22 protein-coding genes are annotated in these 20158 nt (G+C 53.2%); 14 read left to right on the top strand and 8 right to left on the bottom strand.

Translation table 11 applies throughout. The features are described from left to right. Positions 1-14: 14 nt before the first annotated feature. Positions 15-617, bottom strand: coding sequence for a peroxiredoxin (locus OGY72_RS01590; protein ID WP_003021524.1), 603 nt, complete (start codon positions 615-617; stop codon positions 15-17). 168 nt (positions 618-785) lie between these two features. Next, the gene (gene acpH / locus OGY72_RS01595; RefSeq protein ID WP_003830978.1) at positions 786-1367 is read right to left on the bottom strand and encodes an ACP phosphodiesterase; all 582 of its coding nucleotides are present in this window, start codon (positions 1365-1367) and stop codon (positions 786-788) included. Positions 1368-1457: 90 nt separating this feature from the next. Here acpH and queA point away from each other — a divergent pair, with 90 nt between their 5' ends. From queA to OGY72_RS01630, 7 genes are all read left to right on the top strand, one after another. Next, positions 1458-2522: a tRNA preQ1(34) S-adenosylmethionine ribosyltransferase-isomerase QueA gene (gene queA, locus OGY72_RS01600; RefSeq protein WP_126319050.1), complete on the top strand. Its 1065-nt coding sequence runs from the start codon at positions 1458-1460 to the stop codon at positions 2520-2522. Between the two features lie 208 nt (positions 2523-2730). Beyond that, positions 2731-3858 carry a tRNA guanosine(34) transglycosylase Tgt gene (gene tgt / locus OGY72_RS01605; protein WP_126955929.1) on the top strand — a complete coding sequence of 376 codons (1128 nt, stop codon included), beginning with the start codon at positions 2731-2733 and terminating at the stop codon, positions 3856-3858. 22 nt (positions 3859-3880) lie between these two features. Continuing rightward, positions 3881-4213: a preprotein translocase subunit YajC gene (yajC, locus tag OGY72_RS01610; protein WP_003021544.1), complete on the top strand. Its 333-nt coding sequence runs from the start codon at positions 3881-3883 to the stop codon at positions 4211-4213. 27 nt (positions 4214-4240) lie between these two features. After that, positions 4241-6088: a protein translocase subunit SecD gene (secD, locus tag OGY72_RS01615; RefSeq protein ID WP_003021547.1), complete on the top strand. Its 1848-nt coding sequence runs from the start codon at positions 4241-4243 to the stop codon at positions 6086-6088. 10 nt (positions 6089-6098) lie between these two features. After that, on the top strand, positions 6099-7070 hold the full coding sequence (secF, locus tag OGY72_RS01620) for a protein translocase subunit SecF (RefSeq protein ID WP_003021550.1): 972 nt from the start codon (positions 6099-6101) through the stop codon (positions 7068-7070). A gap of 170 nt (positions 7071-7240) precedes the next feature. Continuing rightward, a complete protein-coding gene (locus OGY72_RS01625; protein ID WP_003021554.1) occupies positions 7241-7606 on the top strand; it encodes a VOC family protein in 366 nt (121 codons plus the stop codon). A gap of 23 nt (positions 7607-7629) precedes the next feature. Beyond that, a complete protein-coding gene (locus tag OGY72_RS01630; protein ID WP_032942528.1) occupies positions 7630-8322 on the top strand; it encodes a helix-turn-helix transcriptional regulator in 693 nt (230 codons plus the stop codon). A 45-nt stretch (positions 8323-8367) separates the two neighbouring features. On the opposite strand, the gene OGY72_RS01635 is transcribed toward OGY72_RS01630, so the two are convergent. Both OGY72_RS01635 and OGY72_RS01640 read right to left on the bottom strand, forming a co-directional pair. Beyond that, positions 8368-9231 carry a nucleoside-specific channel-forming protein Tsx gene (locus tag OGY72_RS01635; RefSeq protein WP_003021561.1) on the bottom strand — a complete coding sequence of 288 codons (864 nt, stop codon included), beginning with the start codon at positions 9229-9231 and terminating at the stop codon, positions 8368-8370. Between the two features lie 298 nt (positions 9232-9529). Further along, positions 9530-10069 carry a SadB/YajI family lipoprotein gene (locus tag OGY72_RS01640; RefSeq protein WP_003830983.1) on the bottom strand — a complete coding sequence of 180 codons (540 nt, stop codon included), beginning with the start codon at positions 10067-10069 and terminating at the stop codon, positions 9530-9532. Positions 10070-10222: 153 nt separating this feature from the next. On the opposite strand from OGY72_RS01640, the gene nrdR reads away from it, so the two are divergent. From nrdR to pgpA, 6 genes are all read left to right on the top strand, one after another. Beyond that, positions 10223-10672: a transcriptional regulator NrdR gene (nrdR, locus tag OGY72_RS01645; RefSeq protein WP_286546392.1), complete on the top strand. Its 450-nt coding sequence runs from the start codon at positions 10223-10225 to the stop codon at positions 10670-10672. A gap of 3 nt (positions 10673-10675) precedes the next feature. Continuing rightward, the gene (gene ribD, locus OGY72_RS01650; protein WP_063941301.1) at positions 10676-11779 is read left to right on the top strand and encodes a bifunctional diaminohydroxyphosphoribosylaminopyrimidine deaminase/5-amino-6-(5-phosphoribosylamino)uracil reductase RibD; all 1104 of its coding nucleotides are present in this window, start codon (positions 10676-10678) and stop codon (positions 11777-11779) included. Between the two features lie 90 nt (positions 11780-11869). Beyond that, complete coding sequence (gene ribH, locus OGY72_RS01655) at positions 11870-12340, top strand: 6,7-dimethyl-8-ribityllumazine synthase (RefSeq protein ID WP_003021575.1); 471 nt, start codon at positions 11870-11872, stop codon at positions 12338-12340. A 19-nt stretch (positions 12341-12359) separates the two neighbouring features. Next, complete coding sequence (nusB, locus tag OGY72_RS01660; protein ID WP_000801129.1) at positions 12360-12779, top strand: transcription antitermination factor NusB; 420 nt, start codon at positions 12360-12362, stop codon at positions 12777-12779. Between the two features lie 77 nt (positions 12780-12856). Next, positions 12857-13834 carry a thiamine-phosphate kinase gene (thiL, locus tag OGY72_RS01665; RefSeq protein ID WP_286546396.1) on the top strand — a complete coding sequence of 326 codons (978 nt, stop codon included), beginning with the start codon at positions 12857-12859 and terminating at the stop codon, positions 13832-13834. After that, the gene (gene pgpA, locus OGY72_RS01670) at positions 13812-14330 is read left to right on the top strand and encodes a phosphatidylglycerophosphatase A (RefSeq protein WP_003021578.1); all 519 of its coding nucleotides are present in this window, start codon (positions 13812-13814) and stop codon (positions 14328-14330) included. The genes thiL and pgpA overlap by 23 nt, the downstream gene beginning before the upstream one ends. Before the next feature lie 99 nt (positions 14331-14429). Here pgpA and yajO read toward each other — a convergent pair whose 3' ends face one another. From yajO to xseB, 4 genes are read right to left on the bottom strand one after another with little or no spacing between them, the layout of a single operon-like run. After that, positions 14430-15404 carry a 1-deoxyxylulose-5-phosphate synthase YajO gene (yajO, locus tag OGY72_RS01675; protein ID WP_008783931.1) on the bottom strand — a complete coding sequence of 325 codons (975 nt, stop codon included), beginning with the start codon at positions 15402-15404 and terminating at the stop codon, positions 14430-14432. A 56-nt stretch (positions 15405-15460) separates the two neighbouring features. Then, positions 15461-17323 (bottom strand): 1-deoxy-D-xylulose-5-phosphate synthase, encoded by a 1863-nt coding sequence (dxs, locus tag OGY72_RS01680; RefSeq protein ID WP_286546400.1) that lies wholly within the window; start codon positions 17321-17323, stop codon positions 15461-15463. Positions 17324-17347: 24 nt separating this feature from the next. Further along, positions 17348-18247: a (2E,6E)-farnesyl diphosphate synthase gene (gene ispA, locus OGY72_RS01685; RefSeq protein WP_181509333.1), complete on the bottom strand. Its 900-nt coding sequence runs from the start codon at positions 18245-18247 to the stop codon at positions 17348-17350. Next, entirely contained in the window at positions 18248-18490 is a 243-nt protein-coding gene (gene xseB / locus OGY72_RS01690; protein ID WP_003021586.1) for an exodeoxyribonuclease VII small subunit, read from the bottom strand. A gap of 196 nt (positions 18491-18686) precedes the next feature. Between xseB and thiI the strand changes: the two genes are divergently transcribed. Further along, entirely contained in the window at positions 18687-20135 is a 1449-nt protein-coding gene (gene thiI, locus OGY72_RS01695; RefSeq protein ID WP_003830998.1) for a tRNA uracil 4-sulfurtransferase ThiI, read from the top strand. Positions 20136-20158 lie beyond the last annotated feature (23 nt).

The following is a 20158-nucleotide window of genomic DNA, read 5'->3' on the forward strand; positions in this document are numbered from 1 at the left end:
TCGATTCATGCCAATTACAGGCTGGAAACGTTCTCGGTCAGGTATTTTGCCACGCCGTCCGGAGACGCGTTCATACCTTCTTTACCTTTTTCCCACTGTGCCGGGCAAACGTCGCCGTGCTCTTCGTGGAACTGCAGCGCGTCAACCATGCGCAGCATTTCGTCGATGTTACGACCCAGCGGCAGATCGTTAACCACCTGGTGGCGAACAACGCCGTTAGCGTCGATCAGGAAAGAACCGCGCAGCGCAACGCCCGCTTCCGGGTGCTCAATGCCGTAGGCTTTCTGGATTTCGCGTTTAATGTCAGCAACCATTGCGTATTTCACTGCACCGATGCCGCCTTTGTCGACAGGGGTGTTACGCCATGCGTTGTGGACAAATTCAGAGTCGAAGGAAACGCCAACAACTTCAACGCCGCGCTTCTGGAATTCTTCGTAACGTTTGTCGAATGCGATCAGTTCAGACGGGCAAACGAAGGTGAAGTCCATCGGCCAGAAGAACAGAACGGTGGTTTTACCGTTGGTATGCTGTTTGAAGTTGAAGTTTTCAACGATCTCACCGCTACCCAGTACCGCAGCTGCTGTGAAATCCGGAGCCTGACGAGTTACCAGTACCATATAATTCTCCTGCAAAGTTAAGGGGTTTTTGGAACGCAACGCGGGCCAGTATAGAGAGTGTTCGGGAATAAGACAAAGAGGCGCTGGCAATCAATGAGACAGGTTTTGTCTATCAATCTTTTGCCGGACGGTGGCTACTGCTTATCCGGCGGGGAATACGGGCTGCGATCAAAGGGTTTTGCACCGCGCCTGTTCCATCATTTGCGGATAAAACTGCCAGAATCGTTCTTCTAACGCATCGTAATGCGTATCGAGGTCATACCATGAGTCGCGTAGGGCATCGAGCCGCGGACGGCGGCTGGCCATGCCGTTCAGGACGTTCTGGATAAAATCCATGTCCCGGTAGCGCTCAAGCCATTTCTCTGACCATATATAGTTGTTCAGATTGATAAAGCGCGGCGGCGATTCCGGCAAAATAGTGGTTACCTGGGTACGGGCATAGCGCACAAAGTCCGTCAGCGGGAAGTCAGGTGAGATTTCCGACCAATGGCGCGACAGAAAATGATCCCACATAACGTCCAGCGTAATCGGCGCGACGCGGCGCGTTTCGCTACGAAACCACTCTTTGGCTTCACGCACCTGCGGTAAGTTATCGGTCATCACATCGATACGACGATGCATAAAGATGCCTGCTACCACATCAGGCGAGTAGTGCGTTTCCGGATTACCCCGGACAAAATCGGCCAGCAGATTGCCGGAAAGCGAGCTATCGGCAAGGTGAGCGAGATGCAAATGTGCAAGAAAATTCATAGTTAAACGTTTATCCAGAGGGGTAAAGGTTGCAGGGAGAACGCCCCGGCACTAGACTACCCGCCTCTTATTTTAGTCTGAGTCAGTGTCATGCGCGTTACCGATTTCACCTTTGAATTACCCGAATCCCTGATTGCCCACTATCCGCAAGCTGAGCGCAGTAGCTGCCGCTTGCTGTCTTTGGACGGGCCGACGGGCGCGCTGACGCACGGTACTTTCACCGATTTGCTCGATAAGCTCAACCCTGGAGATTTGCTGGTCTTTAACAACACCCGCGTCATTCCTGCGCGTCTGTTTGGTCGTAAAGCCAGCGGCGGCAAGATTGAAGTGTTGGTCGAGCGTATGCTGGATGACAAACGTATTCTGGCGCATATTCGTGCCTCGAAAGCGCCGAAACCGGGTGCCGAGCTGCTGCTGGGCGACGACGAAAGTATTAAAGCGACGATGGTCGCCCGCCATGACGCGCTGTTTGAAGTTGAGTTTAACGACGAACGCAGCGTGCTGGATATCCTCAACGCCATCGGCCATATGCCGTTGCCGCCGTATATCGACCGTCCGGATGAAGACGCCGACCGCGAGCTGTACCAGACCGTATACAGCGAAAAACCGGGTGCCGTCGCTGCACCGACCGCGGGTCTGCATTTTGACGCTCCGCTGCTGGCTAAACTGCGCGATAAAGGCATTGAAATGGCGTTCGTCACCCTGCACGTTGGCGCGGGTACTTTCCAGCCGGTGCGCGTAGACACTATTGAAGACCACATTATGCACTCCGAATATGCGGAAGTACCGCAGGATGTGGTTGACGCGGTGCTGGCGGCGAAAGCGCGCGGCAACCGCGTGATTGCGGTGGGCACCACCTCCGTACGTTCACTGGAAAGTGCGGCGCAGGCGGCCAAAAACGATCTCATCGAGCCGTTCTTCGGCGATACACAAATCTTTATTTATCCGGGCTATAAATATCAGGTGATTGATGCTCTGGTCACCAACTTCCACCTGCCGGAATCAACGCTGATTATGCTGGTTTCCGCATTTGCTGGTTATAAAAACACCATGCACGCCTATCATGAAGCGGTAAAAGCGGAATATCGCTTTTTTAGTTACGGGGATGCCATGTTTATCACGTACAATCCGCAGGCTATTTCTGAGCGACCGTGAGAAGGCTATCTCACTTGCCATTTTGATGTCGGGCAGTGCTCGCCATCCTCTCGTACTGCGTGTACGCTCCGGTGGCTGTGCGCTGGTCGCCCCCAAACTGGCTGCGCCGATTGCGCCTTCGCCAGTGGGTTAATATATTTTTACTCCGTGGAGTAATTCCGTGGGGAAAGTTTAATCATCAGACTGTCTCTCTGATGCAGGAGAAAAAATGAAATTTGAACTGGATACCACAGACGGTCGCGCTCGCCGCGGCCGCCTGGTTTTTGAACGTGGCGTAGTAGAAACGCCTGCTTTTATGCCGGTCGGTACTTACGGCACCGTGAAAGGCATGACGCCGGAAGAAGTTGAAGCAACCGGCGCACAGATCATCCTCGGCAACACCTTCCACCTGTGGCTGCGCCCGGGTCAGGAAATCATGAAACTGCACGGCGATCTGCACGATTTCATGCAGTGGAAAGGGCCGATCCTCACCGACTCCGGCGGCTTCCAGGTGTTCAGCCTGGGCGATATCCGTAAGATAACCGAGCAGGGCGTGCATTTCCGTAACCCGATCAACGGCGATCCGATTTTCCTCGATCCCGAGAAGTCGATGGAGATTCAATACGATCTCGGTTCCGATATCGTGATGATCTTCGACGAATGTACACCGTATCCGGCCGACTGGGACTATGCTAAACGCTCAATGGAGATGTCTTTGCGTTGGGCGAAGCGTAGCCGTGACCGTTTTGATAGTCTCGGCAACAAAAATGCGCTTTTTGGCATCATTCAGGGCAGTGTTTACGAAGATTTACGTGATATCTCCGTCAAAGGTCTGGTAGATATCGGCTTTGATGGCTACGCTGTCGGCGGTTTGGCTGTCGGTGAGCCGAAGGAAGATATGCACCGCATTCTGGAACATGTTTGCCCGCAGATTCCGGCAGATAAACCGCGTTACCTGATGGGCGTCGGCAAACCAGAAGATCTGGTTGAAGGCGTGCGTCGCGGTATCGATATGTTTGACTGCGTGATGCCAACGCGAAATGCCCGTAATGGTCATTTGTTTGTGACTGACGGCGTGGTAAAAATTCGTAACGCGAAACATAAAAGCGACACCAGTCCGCTCGATGCTGAGTGTGATTGTTACACCTGTCGCAATTATTCGCGCGCTTACTTGCATCATCTCGACCGTTGCAACGAAATATTGGGCGCGCGACTCAACACGATTCATAACCTTCGCTACTACCAGCGTTTGATGGCGGGTTTACGCAAGGCTATTGAAGAGGGTAAATTAGAGAGCTTCGTGACCGATTTTTACCAACGTCAGGGTAGACCAGTTCCACCTGTGAACGTTGATTAATTTTAATAATGAGGGAATTTGAATGAGCTTTTTTATTTCTGATGCGGTAGCGGCAACAGGTGCTCCGGCGCAGGGCAGCCCGATGTCTCTGATTCTGATGCTGGTGGTGTTTGGTCTGATTTTCTATTTTATGATCCTGCGCCCACAGCAAAAGCGTACCAAAGAACACAAGAACCTGATGAACTCCATTGCGAAAGGCGATGAAGTACTGACTAACGGTGGTCTGGTGGGTCGCGTGACTAAAGTAGCAGAATCTGGCTACATCGCTATCGCGCTGAACGACACCACTGAAGTGGTTATCAAACGTGATTTCGTAGCTGCCGTTCTGCCGAAAGGCACCATGAAGGCGCTGTAATTTATTGTTTTCCCAAAGGGAACTGCCGTGTTAAACCGTTATCCTTTGTGGAAGTATGTCATGCTGATCGTCGTTATTGTCGTCGGTCTGCTCTATGCGCTTCCCAACCTGTATGGTGAGGATCCGGCTGTTCAAATCACTGGCGTGCGCGGTGCCGCCGCCAGTGAGCAAACGCTGATCCAGGTCCAGAAAACGTTACAAGAAGATAAAATCACACCTAAGTCTGTGGCTCTGGAAGAGGGTGCTATTCTCGCGCGCTTCGACTCCACTGATACCCAACTGCGCGCACGTGAAGTATTAATGGGCGTACTGGGCGATCAGTACGTCGTGGCGCTTAACCTAGCTCCGGCAACCCCGCGCTGGCTGGCTGCCATTCACGCAGAACCGATGAAACTCGGTCTTGACCTGCGTGGCGGCGTTCACTTCCTGATGGAAGTGGATATGGACACCGCGCTGAGTAAGTTGCAGGAACAAAATATCGATAGCCTGCGCAGCGATCTGCGTGAAAAAGGCATTCCTTATACTACTGTTCGCAAAGAAGATAACTACGGTCTGAGCATCACTTTCCGTGATAGCAGCGCCCGTGATGAAGCTATCTCTTACCTGAGCAAACGTCACCAGGATCTGGTTATTTCCAGCCAGGGCAGCAATGCTCTGCGTGCGGTAATGACCGATGCGCGCCTGAGCGAAGCCCGTGAATACGCGGTACAGCAGAACATCAACATTCTGCGTAATCGTGTTAACCAACTGGGTGTTGCTGAGCCGGTGGTACAACGCCAGGGGGCTGACCGCATTGTGGTCGAACTGCCGGGTATTCAGGATACCGCGCGTGCGAAAGAAATTCTGGGCGCAACCGCGACGCTGGAATTCCGTCTGGTAAATACCAACGTTGACCAGTCCGCTGCGGCATCCGGGCGTGTACCGGGTGACTCGGAAGTGAAACAGTCTCGTGAAGGTCAGCCGGTTGTGCTGTACAAGCGCGTGATTCTGACCGGTGACCATATCACCGACTCTACTTCCAGCCAGGACGAATACAATCAGCCGCAGGTTAACATCTCGCTGGATAGCGCAGGTGGTAACATCATGTCCAACTTCACTAAGGACAACATCGGTAAGCCGATGGCGACCCTGTTTGTGGAGTACAAAGACAGCGGTAAGAAAGATGCTAACGGTCGTGCAGTACTGGTGAAACAGGAAGAGGTGATTAACATCGCCAATATCCAGTCTCGTCTGGGTAACAGCTTCCGTATCACCGGTATCAACAACCCGAACGAAGCACGCCAGCTTTCCCTGCTGTTACGTGCCGGTGCGTTGATTGCGCCAATTCAGATTGTTGAAGAACGTACCATCGGCCCAACCCTGGGTATGCAGAACATTAAACAGGGTCTGGAAGCATGTCTGGCCGGTCTGGTGGTGTCTATCCTGTTCATGATCTTCTTCTATAAGAAGTTCGGTCTGATTGCGACCAGTGCGCTGATTGCTAACCTGGTGCTGATTGTCGGTATTATGTCGTTGCTGCCGGGTGCTACGCTGAGTATGCCGGGGATTGCGGGGATCGTCTTAACCCTTGCTGTCGCGGTCGATGCGAACGTACTGATCAACGAACGTATCAAAGAAGAGTTGAGTAACGGGCGTTCGGTGCAGCAGGCCATCAATGAAGGTTATGCGGGCGCATTTAGCTCCATCTTTGATGCGAACATTACGACGCTGATCAAGGTCATCATCCTGTACGCAGTGGGCACCGGGGCAATTAAAGGGTTCGCGATTACTACCGGTATTGGTGTGGCGACGTCGATGTTTACCGCGATTGTCGGTACACGTGCCATCGTAAACCTGCTGTATGGCGGCAAGCGCGTCAAAAAGCTGTCAATCTGAGGAGTGCGAAGTGGCACAGGAATATACTGTTGAACAATTGAACCACGGCCGTAAAGTCTGGGACTTTATGCGCTGGGACTACTGGGCTTTCGGCATTTCAGGTTTCCTGCTGATTGCGGCCATCGTGGTGATGGGCGTACGCGGGTTTAACTGGGGTCTCGATTTCACCGGTGGTACGGTTATTGAAATCACGCTGGAAAAACCGGCCGATATGGACGTGATGCGCGATGCGCTGGAGAAAGCGGGCTTCGTTGATCCGCTTCTGCAGAACTTCGGCAGCAGCCACGACATTATGGTACGTATGCCGCCAACTGAAGGTGCAGACGGCGGTCAGGTGCTGGGTAGTAAAGTGTTGAGTGTGATTAACGAATCCACCAACCAAAACGCCGCGGTGAAGCGAATTGAATTCGTGGGTCCGAGCGTGGGTGCAGACCTGGCGCAAACCGGTGCGATGGCGCTGATGGCGGCGTTGATCTCCATCCTGGTGTACGTCGGTTTCCGTTTTGAGTGGCGACTGGCGGCAGGGGTAGTTATCGCGCTGGCGCACGACGTGATTATCACACTTGGGATCCTGTCGTTGTTCCATATCGAGATTGACCTGACTATCGTCGCATCACTGATGTCGGTAATCGGTTACTCGCTGAACGACAGTATCGTTGTATCTGACCGTATTCGTGAAAACTTCCGCAAAATTCGTCGCGGTACGCCTTACGAAATCTTTAACGTGTCACTGACTCAAACGCTGCACCGTACGTTGATTACGTCCGGTACAACGTTGATGGTTATTCTGATGCTGTTCCTGTTCGGTGGTCCGGTACTGGAAGGATTCTCACTGACGATGCTGATCGGTGTTTCCATCGGTACTGCGTCTTCTATCTACGTGGCTTCGGCGCTGGCGCTGAAGCTGGGTATGAAGCGTGAGCACATGCTGCAGCAGAAGGTCGAGAAAGAAGGGGCGGATCAACCGTCGATTCTGCCTTAACCCATCCAGGAGTGAAGATACTGGAATCCCGATCGCAAGGTCGGGATTTTTTTTGCCTGTGAATTAGCGACAGGTAATTATCTTTTCCTGTCGCCACACTACTGACAGTATGCTGTCAGTAGCCCTGTCTTATAGTCCTCCTGAGATTACCCACACAGGCAGGAGGAAGTATGAGCAACGTAATTAATTGGTTTGAAATCCCCGTGGCACAAATGGATCGCGCCATCGCTTTTTATGAGCCAGTGATGCAGGTTTCTTTGCGTAGGGAGAACATGGACTGCGCTGAGCTCGCCGTATTTCCGCATCAGGATCCCGCTCCCGGCGGGGCGCTGGCTAAATTTGATGGTATTACGCCTTCAGCGCAGGGCGCTATTATTTATCTGCATACGGACGATTTGGCTGCAACGCTTGAACGCGTCGCCACTGCTGGCGGTCAGTGTGTGTTTGGCCCACTCGAACTGGGGCAGGACATTGGTACGATTGCGCTATTTACTGACAGCGAAGGCAATCGTGTTGGTTTACATCAACCCGCGTAATATTTTCAGCACTGAGGATTAAAATGAGCAGACGCGCCGACCGCTTGTTTCAGATTGTGCAAATCCTGCGTGGCAGGCGAGTGACAACGGCGGCGCTGCTGGCAGAGCGTCTTGAGGTTTCTGAACGGACGATTTATCGCGATATCCGCGATCTCTCTTTATCCGGCGTGCCTATTGAAGGCGAAGTGGGCAGCGGATACCGCTTAATGGCCGGGTTTGATCTACCGCCGTTGATGTTAACGCATCACGAATCAGAAGCATTGATGGTAGCGATTCGGTTGCTGAAAACATGGGGTGGGGATTCACTCTCACAGGCGTTGGAATCCGCGCAGGAAAAAGTGTTGGCGATATTGCCGCCAGAGAGTCGGCGCAGAGCCGAGCAAACGCGGATTTTCGCGCCAGATTTTGGTAATCAGCCGCATTCACGTAGTGCCTTCGATCTCATACATCGCGCGGTTTCAGCACAGCAGGTGCTGGCGCTGCATTATCGCGATGAGTCCGGGAACCTCTCCTGGCGCGACGTTCAGCCGCTGGGATTATTTTTCTGGGGCGAGCACTGGCTGCTGGTTGGCTGGTGCGAGAAGCGTGACGATTATCGTTGCTTTCGCGTTGATCGATGTCTGAAGATTACGCCACTCGACAGGCATTTTCGCGAATCGGCAGATCGCTCGCTAAGTGACTTTTTGCGTAAAGTACGCTGTGAAGACCAGCCATAAAAAAGCCAGCGGTTAAGCTGGCTTGTCTGCGAAACATTGTCTGGATTAGAAGTTGTAACCTACGACCAGGTAACCACCCCAACCGGTAGATTTCGCGCTGAAATCGCCTTCGCCCCAGTTCAGGGTATCTCCACCTTTCCACTGGCCGCCGTTATGGAAGTAACGCGCTACGACGGAGTAATGCCAGTGATCGTAGTTCAGCGCCAGGACGTGGCTGGACGCGATAGAGTTGCTGGTGCGGTTCGGATCATCACCCAAATCTGAGCCCCAGTCGAAGTTGGTGAAGCCGATGTAGGTCAACTGGCCGCCCCAAACCTGGGTGATCGGCACAAAGTATTTCACTTTGAAACGGTAGCCATCCCACTCGTTTTCGTTGGATGCGCCATAGTTCTGCCACTGGTATTTAGCATACACGTTCAAAGACAGACCCATCGGCAGACCGGTATCGATATCGGTACCCAGACCCATATACCAGGTGCTCTGGCGGCTGGCTTTGTTATCACCCATATCGTAGATGTAGTTGTTGGCGAAATACCATTCTTTGAACGGACCAAAGCTCAGGTCAGCACCGGTCAGTTTGTCGATGGAGAAACGCGGTTCGATTTCCATAAACAGCGGGGAACCGTCAGACCAGATACCTTTATCGTTGCCGTTACCCCAGTCGAAGGTTTTCGGAATATCGATGTAGCCATAGAAGTCAAACCAGTCTTTTTTAGCAAACGCTTCGTATTCCAGATACACGTCGTTGTTCAGTTTCGGGGAGAAACGGGTGTGATAGCTACCCACCACGTTAACGCTCTGGTGCCACCAGTCGGACAGATATTGCGGTTTGTCATTTTCTGCTGCGTTGGCAGTAAAAGACGAGGAGAGCGCCAGCACTGCACCGGCTGCAAGTAATGTTTTTTTCATATGTATGCCACTGTTTGAAATCCCTTTCGGGAGTGAAAAATGCGCAATTTGCGTTTCTAAATATTTCGTAATTCTTCGGAGCCTATTATAAAAATCATTGTTCACAAAAATATGTCTTGTTTCACAGTTCTATCATTTACGTAATCGATTGCGTTCACGTTTGCGTACTTTAGGCGACGAATTGTACTGGCTCCCATGAATGTTGCCAAGTTTTACCAGAAATATCGGTTATGTCAGGGGAGTAACAAAATGGAGCAGAGTGATGTTGCGGAACGCACAAAACGTTCCGCAAAAAAGTTTATTGGCTAACAGGCTGGACGTCGTGGATGCGCACAAATCCTAACTGATCTGGAGTGAGGCCATTTATCTGTAACGGAATGTCTACGTCGCTGGGAGCAAGAATACTCGCCGGAGCGTTGACCAACTGGTTATGAACGTTCACTTCCTGATAGTTGTCCGTGGTGCCCTGAATTTGCCCGTACTCGACGGTGGCGCTAAAAGCGGGTAAAGGCGTGTTGGATTCACCCTGAATCCGTAGCGTCAGGCGCGTACCATCGGCGTTCGGTGCAATGTTCACCAGCGACATGCGTAAGGTGCCAATCTGGCTGTCCAGTCGTGCCGGGGTTTTGGAACCCGGTAGCAGATAGACGCCGCTGGTTGATTTTGCATTCAACATATTTTGTTGCGTAATTTTTACCGTTTCTTGATTAAGCTGCGTCATCTCTTTATTCAACGTGCTAACGCTTTGATGCATCTGGCGTACTTCGCTTTGCTGTGCGCAGGCACTAAGACTAAAGAGACTTCCCACCAGGAGAATTCTTAGGTAACGTCTTGTCATTGTGATTACTTCCTTCATTGTCGCGATAGCATAATGGTAGTGTGCACTGAGCACGAAGGCATCGATCCTTTGTCTCAAAAGCGCAGCGCCTTTGTTGTCACGGCAGTTCAGGGTAAAATAGATTCTGTTAACCACTGAGGTACAGGACGCCGTATGCATTGCCCATTCTGTTTCGCCGTAGACACTAAGGTAATTGACTCTCGTCTTGTAGGCGAGGGCTCCTCGGTACGCCGCCGTCGGCAGTGTCTGGTTTGTAACGAACGTTTCACCACTTTTGAAGTGGCTGAACTTGTCATGCCGCGCGTTGTGAAAAGCAACGATGTGCGTGAACCCTTTAATGAAGAAAAGCTGCGCAGCGGCATGCTCAGAGCGCTTGAGAAACGGCCTGTCAGCGCAGATGACGTCGAAATGGCGTTAAACCATATCAAATCACAGCTGCGTGCGACGGGCGAGCGTGAGGTGCTGAGTAAGATGATTGGCAACCTGGTGATGGAGCAGTTGAAAAAGCTCGATAAAGTCGCCTACATCCGCTTTGCCTCTGTCTACCGGAGTTTCGAAGATATCAAAGAATTTGGCGAAGAGATTGCTCGCCTACAGGACTAAGCCATGCAGGATGAATTGTACATGGCGCGCGCGCTGAAGCTTGCTGCGCGCGGACGTTTTACCACTCACCCCAACCCCAACGTGGGCTGCGTGATTGTGAAAGATGGGGAGATCGTCGGTGAAGGATATCATCACCGTGCGGGCGAACCGCATGCCGAAGTTCATGCTCTGCGGATGGCCGGAGAAAAAGCGCAGGGGGCAACTGCCTACGTGACGCTCGAACCCTGCAGTCATCATGGTCGCACGCCGCCGTGTTGCGATGCGCTGATTGCGGCGGGGGTGTCGCGTGTGGTTGCGGCGATGCAGGATCCCAATCCGCAGGTCGCAGGACGTGGGCTCTACCGTTTACAGCAGGCGGGCATCGACGTCAGCCACGGGCTGATGATGAGCGAAGTTGAGCAACTGAATAAAGGCTTCCTCAAGCGCATGCGTACGGGATTCCCGTATCTTCAGCTTAAGCTTGGCGCGTCGCTTGATGGCCGTACGGCGATGGCCAGCGGTGAAAGCCAGTGGATTACCTCGCCACAGGCGCGCCGCGATGTGCAACGCTTGCGCGCGCAAAGCCATGCCATTTTAACCAGCAGTTCTACGGTGCTGGCAGACGACCCTCAGCTTACCGTGCGTTGGTCGGAGCTAGGGGAGTCAACTCAGGCGAGTTACCCGCAGGAAGAGCTGCGCCAGCCAATCCGCATTGTTCTTGATAGCCAGAATCAGGTCACACCGGAGCACCAAATTGTGCAACAGCCAGGAGAAACCTGGATTGTCCGGACTGAAGACGACCCTCGTAGCTGGCCGGAGACGGTGCGCAGCCTGAAGGTGCCGGAACATAACGGGCATCTGGATCTGGTGGTGCTAATGATGCAACTGGGCAAACAGCAAATTAACAGCATTTGGGTTGAAGCAGGCCCAACGCTCGCAGGGGCATTATTACAGGCCGGTTTGGTCGATGAGCTAATCGTTTATGTTGCGCCTAAACTGTTAGGCAGCGATGCGAGAGGATTATGTGTGCTTCCAGGCCTTGAGAAACTGGCTGACGCACCCCATTTCAAATTCAATGAGATACGCCAGGTGGGCCCGGACGTTTGCCTGCATTTAACGACTGCGTGAGGCTTTCTGATTTAGAGGAAGCAGCGCACAGAATATTATGATAAAATCCGCCCCCCTTACGGGGCCAAAAATCGAACCCGAAGGAAGAATATGAACATTATTGAAGCTAACGTTGCTACCCCGGACGCTCGCGTCGCCATCACCATTGCGCGTTTCAACAACTTTATCAATGACAGCCTGCTGGAAGGTGCTATCGACGCCCTGAAACGTATTGGCCAGGTTAAAGATGAAAACATTACCGTTGTTTGGGTTCCAGGTGCATATGAGCTGCCACTGGCGGCAGACGCACTGGCAAAAACCGGTAAATACGACGCGGTGATTGCGCTCGGTACGGTGATCCGTGGCGGTACCGCGCACTTCGAATATGTGGCTGGCGGTGCAAGTAATGGCCTGGCGCATGTCGCTCAGGACAGTGGCATTCCGGTAGCCTTCGGTGTTCTGACCACCGAAAGTATTGAACAAGCCATCGAACGTGCTGGCACTAAAGCCGGTAACAAAGGCGCAGAAGCTGCACTGACTGCGCTTGAAATGATTAATGTATTGAAAGCCATCAAGGCCTGATTTTTGTAAGGGGAAATCCGTGAAACCTGCTGCTCGTCGCCGCGCCCGTGAGTGTGCCGTCCAGGCGCTCTACTCCTGGCAGTTGTCCCAGAACGACATCGCTGATGTTGAATACCAGTTCCTGGCGGAACAGGACGTTAAAGATGTCGACGTTCTGTATTTCCGTGAACTGCTGTCCGGGGTGGCGACTAACAGCGCGTACCTGGATGGATTAATGAAGCCTTACCTGTCTCGTCTGTTGGAAGAGCTGGGTCAGGTAGAAAAAGCTGTACTGCGTATTGCGCTGTTTGAATTGTCTAAACGTAGTGATGTGCCGTACAAAGTGGCCATCAACGAAGCGATTGAACTGGCAAAAACCTTCGGCGCCGAAGATAGCCACAAATTCGTGAACGGCGTACTGGATAAAGCAGCACCTGTGATTCGCCCCAACAAAAAGTAATCCCGAGGCCGGCTGGATGGTGGAACCTGTTTCCGCTGTCCCCGGCTTTTTCTTTTTTTTCTGCTGAGGCATAACGTATGGCATGTGGCGAGTTTTCCCTGATTGCCCGTTATTTTGACCGCGTAAGAACGTCCCGTCTTGATGTCGAAACCGGTATTGGTGACGACTGCGCACTTCTGAACATCCCTGAAAAACAAACGCTGGCGATCAGTACCGATACGCTGGTGGCAGGTAACCACTTCCTCCCCGACATTGATCCGACCGATCTCGCGTGGAAAGCGCTGGCGGTGAATTTGAGCGATCTGGCGGCGATGGGGGCAGATCCTGCGTGGTTGACGCTGGCGCTCACGTTACCTGACGTCGATGAAGCCTGGCTGGAAGCCTTCAGCGATGGCCTGTTTGAACTCCTCAATTACTATGATATGCAGCTGATTGGCGGTGACACCACGCGTGGGCCGCTGTCGATGACGCTGGGTATCCATGGCTACGTCCCCGTTGGGCGGGCTTTAAAACGCTCTGGCGCGAAACCGGGTGACTGGATTTATGTTACCGGCACGCCGGGTGACAGTGCGGCCGGGCTGGCGATTTTGCAGAACCGATTGCAGGTTGCAGATGCAACAGACGCGGACTATCTGCTGCAACGCCATCTGCGTCCCACGCCGCGTATTTTGCAGGGACAAGCCCTGCGCGATCTGGCCAGTGCGGCTATCGATCTCTCCGATGGCCTGATTTCCGATTTGGGACACATCGTTAATGCCAGCGGCTGTGGCGCACGGGTTAACGTTGATGTGCTGCCATACTCCACGGCATTGTCACAGCACGTTGAGCCGGAACAGGCCCTGCGCTGGGCGCTCTCGGGAGGTGAAGATTATGAGTTATGCTTTACCGTACCGGAAATTAATCGTGGTGCGCTGGACGTGGCGCTGGGAAATCTCGGCGCAGCGTTTACCTGCATTGGGCAGATGAGCGCGGACGTGGAAGGCATTCACTTTACGCGCGATGGAAAACCCGTCACGTTTGGCTGGAAAGGATATGACCATTTTGCCGCGCCTTAAAAAAGATGTCGCCAAAAGCCGCCTGAGTATGCGCAATCCGTGGCACCTGTTAGCCACCGGTTTTGGCAGCGGGCTGAGCCCAATTGTTCCTGGCACGATGGGATCGCTGGCGGCGATCCCTTTTTGGTATTTAATGACCTTTCTGCCGTGGCAGCTGTATTCGCTGGTGGTGATGTTATCTATCTGTATCGGCGTTTATCTGTGCCATCAAACGGCGAAAGATATGGGCGTGCACGATCACGGTAGTATTGTCTGGGACGAGTTTGTCGGGATGTGGATTACCCTGATGGCGCTGCCGACAAACGACTGGCAGTGGGTTGCCGCCGGATTTGTGATTTTCCGTATTCTGGATATGTGGAAGCCGTGGCCGATTCGTTGGTTCGATCGCAACGTGCATGGCGGCACGGGGATTATGATCGACGATATTGTGGCCGGAATACTCTCTGCCGGAATTTTGTATTTTATCGGCCATCACTGGCCGGTAGGTATCATTTAACCTTTTTCAGGGGCTATTGTAGGCCCGATAAGCGCCGCGACATCGGGCGATCAGTGCCGGATGCGCTATGCTTATCCGGCCTACAATCTTCAATCGCGCTTATTTAAATCCCACCACCGGATGCTGTTTGTACGGCGTTTCCAGCTCGGCAATTTGCTCCGGCTTCAACGTTAAATCTACCGCGTTGAGCAACTCATCCAGCTGTTCCTCACGCGAAGAGCCAATAATTGGCGCTGCCACGCCGGGTTTGCTCAGCAGCCAGGCCAGCGCAACCTGTGCCCGCGTTACACCCAACTCCTCACTGACACCGGTCAGTCGTGCGGCGATTTGCGCGTCATTTTCATCGCTCTCGTTGTACAAATTTTTACCGACTTCATCGGAAACCAGACGTGCGGTTGTTTCTCCCCAGGGACGCGTCAGGCGACCGCGCGCCAGCGGGCTCCATGGGATGACGGCCACGCCTTCCTGATAGCAAAGCGGCAGCATTTCGCGTTCTTCTTCGCGGTAGATTAGGTTGTAGTGATCCTGCATGCTGACGAACTGCGCCCAGCCGTGTTGCTTCTGTAAGGCCAGAGCCTGGGCAAACTGCGAGGCGTGCATGGATGAGGCGCCAATATAGCGAGCTTTACCGGCTTTCACGACGTCGTTTAGAGCCTCCAGCGTTTCTTCGATTGGCGTGTTGTAATCCCAGCGGTGAATTTGCAGGATGTCCACATAGTCCATACCCAGGCGTCGGAGACTGTCATCAATCGAGCGCAGGATTTGTGCGCGGGATAATCCTTCCGCTAAATCATCAACCTGATGAAAAACCTTGGTAGCGACCACGACATCTTCGCGGCGGGCGAAATCACGCAGCGCGCGACCGACAATCTCTTCGCTACTGCCAGCGGAGTAGCTGTTGGCGGTATCGAAAAAGTTAATGCCGCCCTCAAGGGCGTGTTTGATTATCGGGCGGCTGCTTTCTTCGGGTAGCGTCCAGGCGTGATTGCCGCGATTGGGTTCGCCAAACGTCATGCAACCCAGGCAAAGGCGGGAGACCCGTAGGTCGGTTTTTCCTAAGATGTTGTATTTCATCAATCCACTCCTGCTTAGCTCGTGATGAATTAAGCATAGCAGGAGCGGGGAGGGGATTATGCCAGCCAGGCCTTGATTTTGGTCTCAATTCCGGCGGCATTCAGACCCAGATCGGCACGAGCTTCATCCTGAGTTCCCTGCGGGATGAAGAAGTCTGGTAGGCCAATGTTCAGCACCGGGACGGGCTTACGATGGGCCATCAGCACTTCGTTTACGCCGCTGCCAGCACCACCCATAATGGCGTTCTCTTCAATGGTAACCAGCACCTCGTGTTGGGCAGCCATTTCAAGGATCAACGTTTCATCCAGTGGTTTTACAAAACGCATATCGACCAGCGTGGCGTTCAGCGACTCTGCTACCTGAGCGGCTTCCGGCATCAGGGTACCGAAGTTGAGAATCGCCACTTTTTCCCCGTGACGTTTCACGATGCCTTTACCAATTGGCAGTTGTTCCAGCGGGGTCAGCTCAACGCCTACCGCGTTGCCGCGTGGGTAGCGCACGACCGTTGGACCGTCATTGTAGTGATAGCCGGTGAACAGCATCTGGCGGCATTCGTTTTCATCACTCGGGGTCATGATGACCATTTCCGGGATGCAGCGCAGGAAGGAGAGATCGAAAGCCCCCTGATGGGTTTGTCCATCTGCGCCAACAATCCCTGCCCGGTCAACGGCGAACAGGACCGGCAGTTTCTGGATGGCTACATCGTGCAGCACCTGATCGTAGGCGCGTTGCAGGAAAGTCGAGTAAATGGCTACCACCGGCTTGTAGCCGCCAATCGCCAGACCGGCAGCAAACGTCACAGCGTGCTGCTCGGCAATCGCCACATCGAAATAGCGGTCCGGGAACTTACGTGAAAACTCCACCATTCCGGAACCTTCGCGCATCGCCGGGGTGATTGCCATCAGCTTATTGTCTTTCGCTGCGGTCTCGCACAGCCAGTCACCGAAAATTTTTGAATAGCTCGGCAGGCCGCCACTGCTTTTCGGCAGGCATCCGCTGGATGGATCGAATTTTGGTACCGCGTGGAAGGTGATCGGATCTTTTTCCGCAGGCTCATAGCCACGACCCTTTTTGGTCATGATGTGCAGGAACTGCGGGCCTTTCAGATCGCGCATGTTTTTGAGCGTAGTAATAAGCCCCAGCACGTCGTGACCGTCCACCGGACCGATATAGTTAAAGCCCAGTTCTTCAAACAGCGTACCCGGCACAACCATGCCTTTGATGTGTTCTTCGGTACGTTTGAGCAGTTCTTTAATCGGCGGCACGCCGGAGAAGACTTTCTTCCCACCTTCGCGCAGCGAGGAGTAGAGTTTGCCAGAGAGCAGTTGCGCCAGATGATTGTTCAGCGCGCCAACGTTCTCTGAAATCGACATTTCATTGTCGTTAAGGATAACCAGCATGTCGGGCTTAATATCGCCTGCGTGGTTCATCGCTTCAAACGCCATCCCTGCGGTGATGGCTCCATCACCAATCACACACACGGTACGGCGCTCTTTACCTTCTTTCTCGGCGGCAACCGCAATACCGATACCTGCGCTGATGGAGGTTGAAGAGTGCCCAACGCTCAGTACGTCATACTCGCTTTCACCGCGCCATGGGAACGGATGCAGGCCGCCTTTCTGACGAATGGTGCCGATTTTATCGCGACGACCGGTCAGAATTTTGTGCGGGTAAGCCTGATGTCCTACATCCCAGATTAACTGGTCAAACGGGGTGTTGTAGACATAGTGCAGCGCGACGGTGAGTTCCACCGTGCCCAGACCAGAGGCGAAGTGCCCGCTGGAACGGCTTACGCTGTCGAGCAAATAGCGGCGCAGTTCGTCGCAAAGCTTTGGCAGGCTCTCTTTTGGCAGCAGGCGTAACTCCAGGGTGGAGTCGACCAGCGCCAGGGTCGGGTATTTGGCTATATCAAAACTCATCGCAAGCTCATGGGATATGTTGGTTTATTTATCACGCTGGATTATGTAGTCCGCTAGCGCTTCCAGTGCCGAGGTATCGAGTGACTGTGCGGCCAGCAGACTTAACGACTGGCGGGCATCCTCGATTAAATCCCGGGCTTTATTCTGGGCTTGCTCAAGACCCAGAAGTGCAGGATAGGTACTTTTGCCAAGCTGCTGGTCAGCACCCTGACGTTTACCCAATGTTGCAGTATCGCCTACCACATCCAGGATGTCATCCTGAACCTGGAAGGCCAGACCGATGCTTTCTGCGTATTTGTCGAGTATTGGCAGGCATTCTCGCCCTTTATCGCCAGCACTTAACGCCCCCAGACGCACGGCGGCGCGAATCAATGCCCCGGTTTTATGGCGGTGAATCCGCTCCAGCGCATCCAGCTCAACCTGATGACCTTCAGCTTCCAGATCCAGCGCCTGACCACCGCACATACCGGCGATGCCGCTGGCCTGAGCCAGTTCAGAGATCATCGCAATGCGGTCACGGTCAGCGACTTCCGGCATTGGGGCATCGCTGATAATAGAGAACGCCAGCGTTTGCAGCGCATCTCCGGCCAGGATCGCATTTGCCTCGCCAAATTTTACGTGGCAAGTAGGCAGACCGCGTCGCAGGTCGTCGTCGTCCATCGCGGGTAAATCATCGTGCATCAGCGAATAGGCATGAATGCATTCGACGGCGGCAGCGGGAGCATCAAGCGTACTCAGGCTGACACCAAACATCTGACCGGTCGCATACACCAGGAACGGGCGCAGACGTTTACCGCCTAATAATGCGCCATATTGCATGGTTTCTACCACGGGAGTGTTCTGAAAGGGCAGTGGCGCGATAAAACGGCTCAGTGCCTGGTTTGCCTGCTCAACGCAAGCCTGTAGCTGCTGCGTAAAATCCATTTACTCATTATCCGGTGTAAAAGGCGTAAGGGCGGCGTCTTCAGTATCTGACAGCAGGATTTGTACGCGCTGTTCAGCCTGTTGTAATTTGACCTGTCCCTGACGCGCCAACTGTACGCCACGTTCGAATTCGTTCAACGCTTCTTCTAACGGCAGGTCGCCGCCTTCCAGACGGGTAACAATTTGTTCCAGCTCGCTCAGCGCGGTTTCAAAACTGGCGGGCGCTTCATTTTTCTTCGGCATAATGAATGTCTGACTCTCTGTATTGGCAGCACAAGACTATGGTAACGGACTCGCACTGATAAGCAAATAACGCGCAATGTGCACAGTAGCCGCGTGATGGTGATATACTTGCGCGCCTGGATGCAGTCGCGGGTATGGGCTGCTGTATTTTTTTCCATTACAAGTCATTCAGACTTGCCTAAGAACCATTGCCGCCATGAAGTTTATCATTAAATTGTTCCCAGAAATCACCATCAAAAGCCAATCTGTGCGTTTGCGCTTTATAAAAATTCTGACAGGGAACATTCGTAACGTTTTAAAGCACTATGATGAAGACCTTGCCGTTGTCCGTCACTGGGATCACGTTGAGGTTCGCGCTAAAGATGAAAGCCAGCGCCTGGATATTCGCGACGCGCTGACCCGTATTCCGGGTATCCACCACATTCTCGAAGTAGAAGACGTGCCGTTTACCGATATGCACGATATTTTTGAGAAGGCACTGGTGCAGTATCGCGATCAACTGGAAGGTAAAACCTTCTGTGTACGCGTGAAGCGTCGCGGGAAGCATGAGTTTAGCTCCATTGAGGTGGAACGTTATGTTGGCGGTGGACTGAACCAACATATTGAATCTGCACGCGTGAAGCTGACGAAGCCGGATGTGACCGTTAATCTTGAAATCGAAAACGACCGTCTGCTGCTGGTTAAAGGCCGCTATGAAGGTATTGGTGGTTTCCCGATTGGGACGCAGGAAGACGTACTGTCGCTGATTTCCGGCGGTTTCGACTCCGGTGTGTCCAGCTATATGCTGATGCGTCGCGGCTGCCGTGTGCACTATTGCTTCTTTAACCTTGGCGGCGCAGCGCATGAAATCGGCGTTCGCCAGGTGGCGCATTACCTGTGGAATCGCTTCGGTAGTTCGCATCGCGTGCGTTTTGTTGCTATCAACTTTGAACCGGTGGTCGGTGAGATCCTGGAGAAAGTTGATGACGGCCAGATGGGCGTGGTTCTCAAACGTATGATGGTTCGCGCGGCGTCGAAAGTCGCTGAGCGCTACGGCGTACAGGCGCTGGTAACCGGTGAAGCACTGGGCCAGGTGTCCAGCCAGACGCTGACCAACCTGCGTCTGATCGATAACGTATCCGACACCCTGATCCTGCGCCCGCTTATCTCCCATGATAAAGAGCACATCATCAATCTGGCGCGTGAAATTGGCACCGAAGACTTTGCACGTACCATGCCGGAATACTGCGGTGTAATTTCAAAAAGCCCGACGGTGAAAGCGATCAAAGCGAAGATTGAGGCCGAAGAAGAAAACTTCGATTTCTCTATCCTCGATAAAGTGGTTGAAGAAGCGAACAATATCGATATTCGCGATATCGCCCAGCAGACGCAGCAGACCGTGGTAGAAGTGGAAACCGTGAGCGGTTTCGGCCCGAATGACGTAATCCTTGATATCCGTTCTGTGGATGAACAGGATGATAAACCGCTGAAGATTGAAGGTGTGGACGTCGTTTCTCTGCCATTCTACAAGCTGAGCACTAAATTCGGCGATCTGGACCAGAGTAAAACCTGGCTGCTGTGGTGTGAACGCGGGGTGATGAGCCGCCTGCAGGCGCTTTATCTGCGCGAGCAGGGCTTTGAAAATGTGAAGGTGTATCGCCCGTAATTGAGTCTTGCCCCGGCTTTATG

Source organism: Citrobacter sp. Cpo221, assembly GCF_030332345.1.
GTDB classification, from domain to species: Bacteria; Pseudomonadota; Gammaproteobacteria; order Enterobacterales; family Enterobacteriaceae; genus Citrobacter; species Citrobacter portucalensis.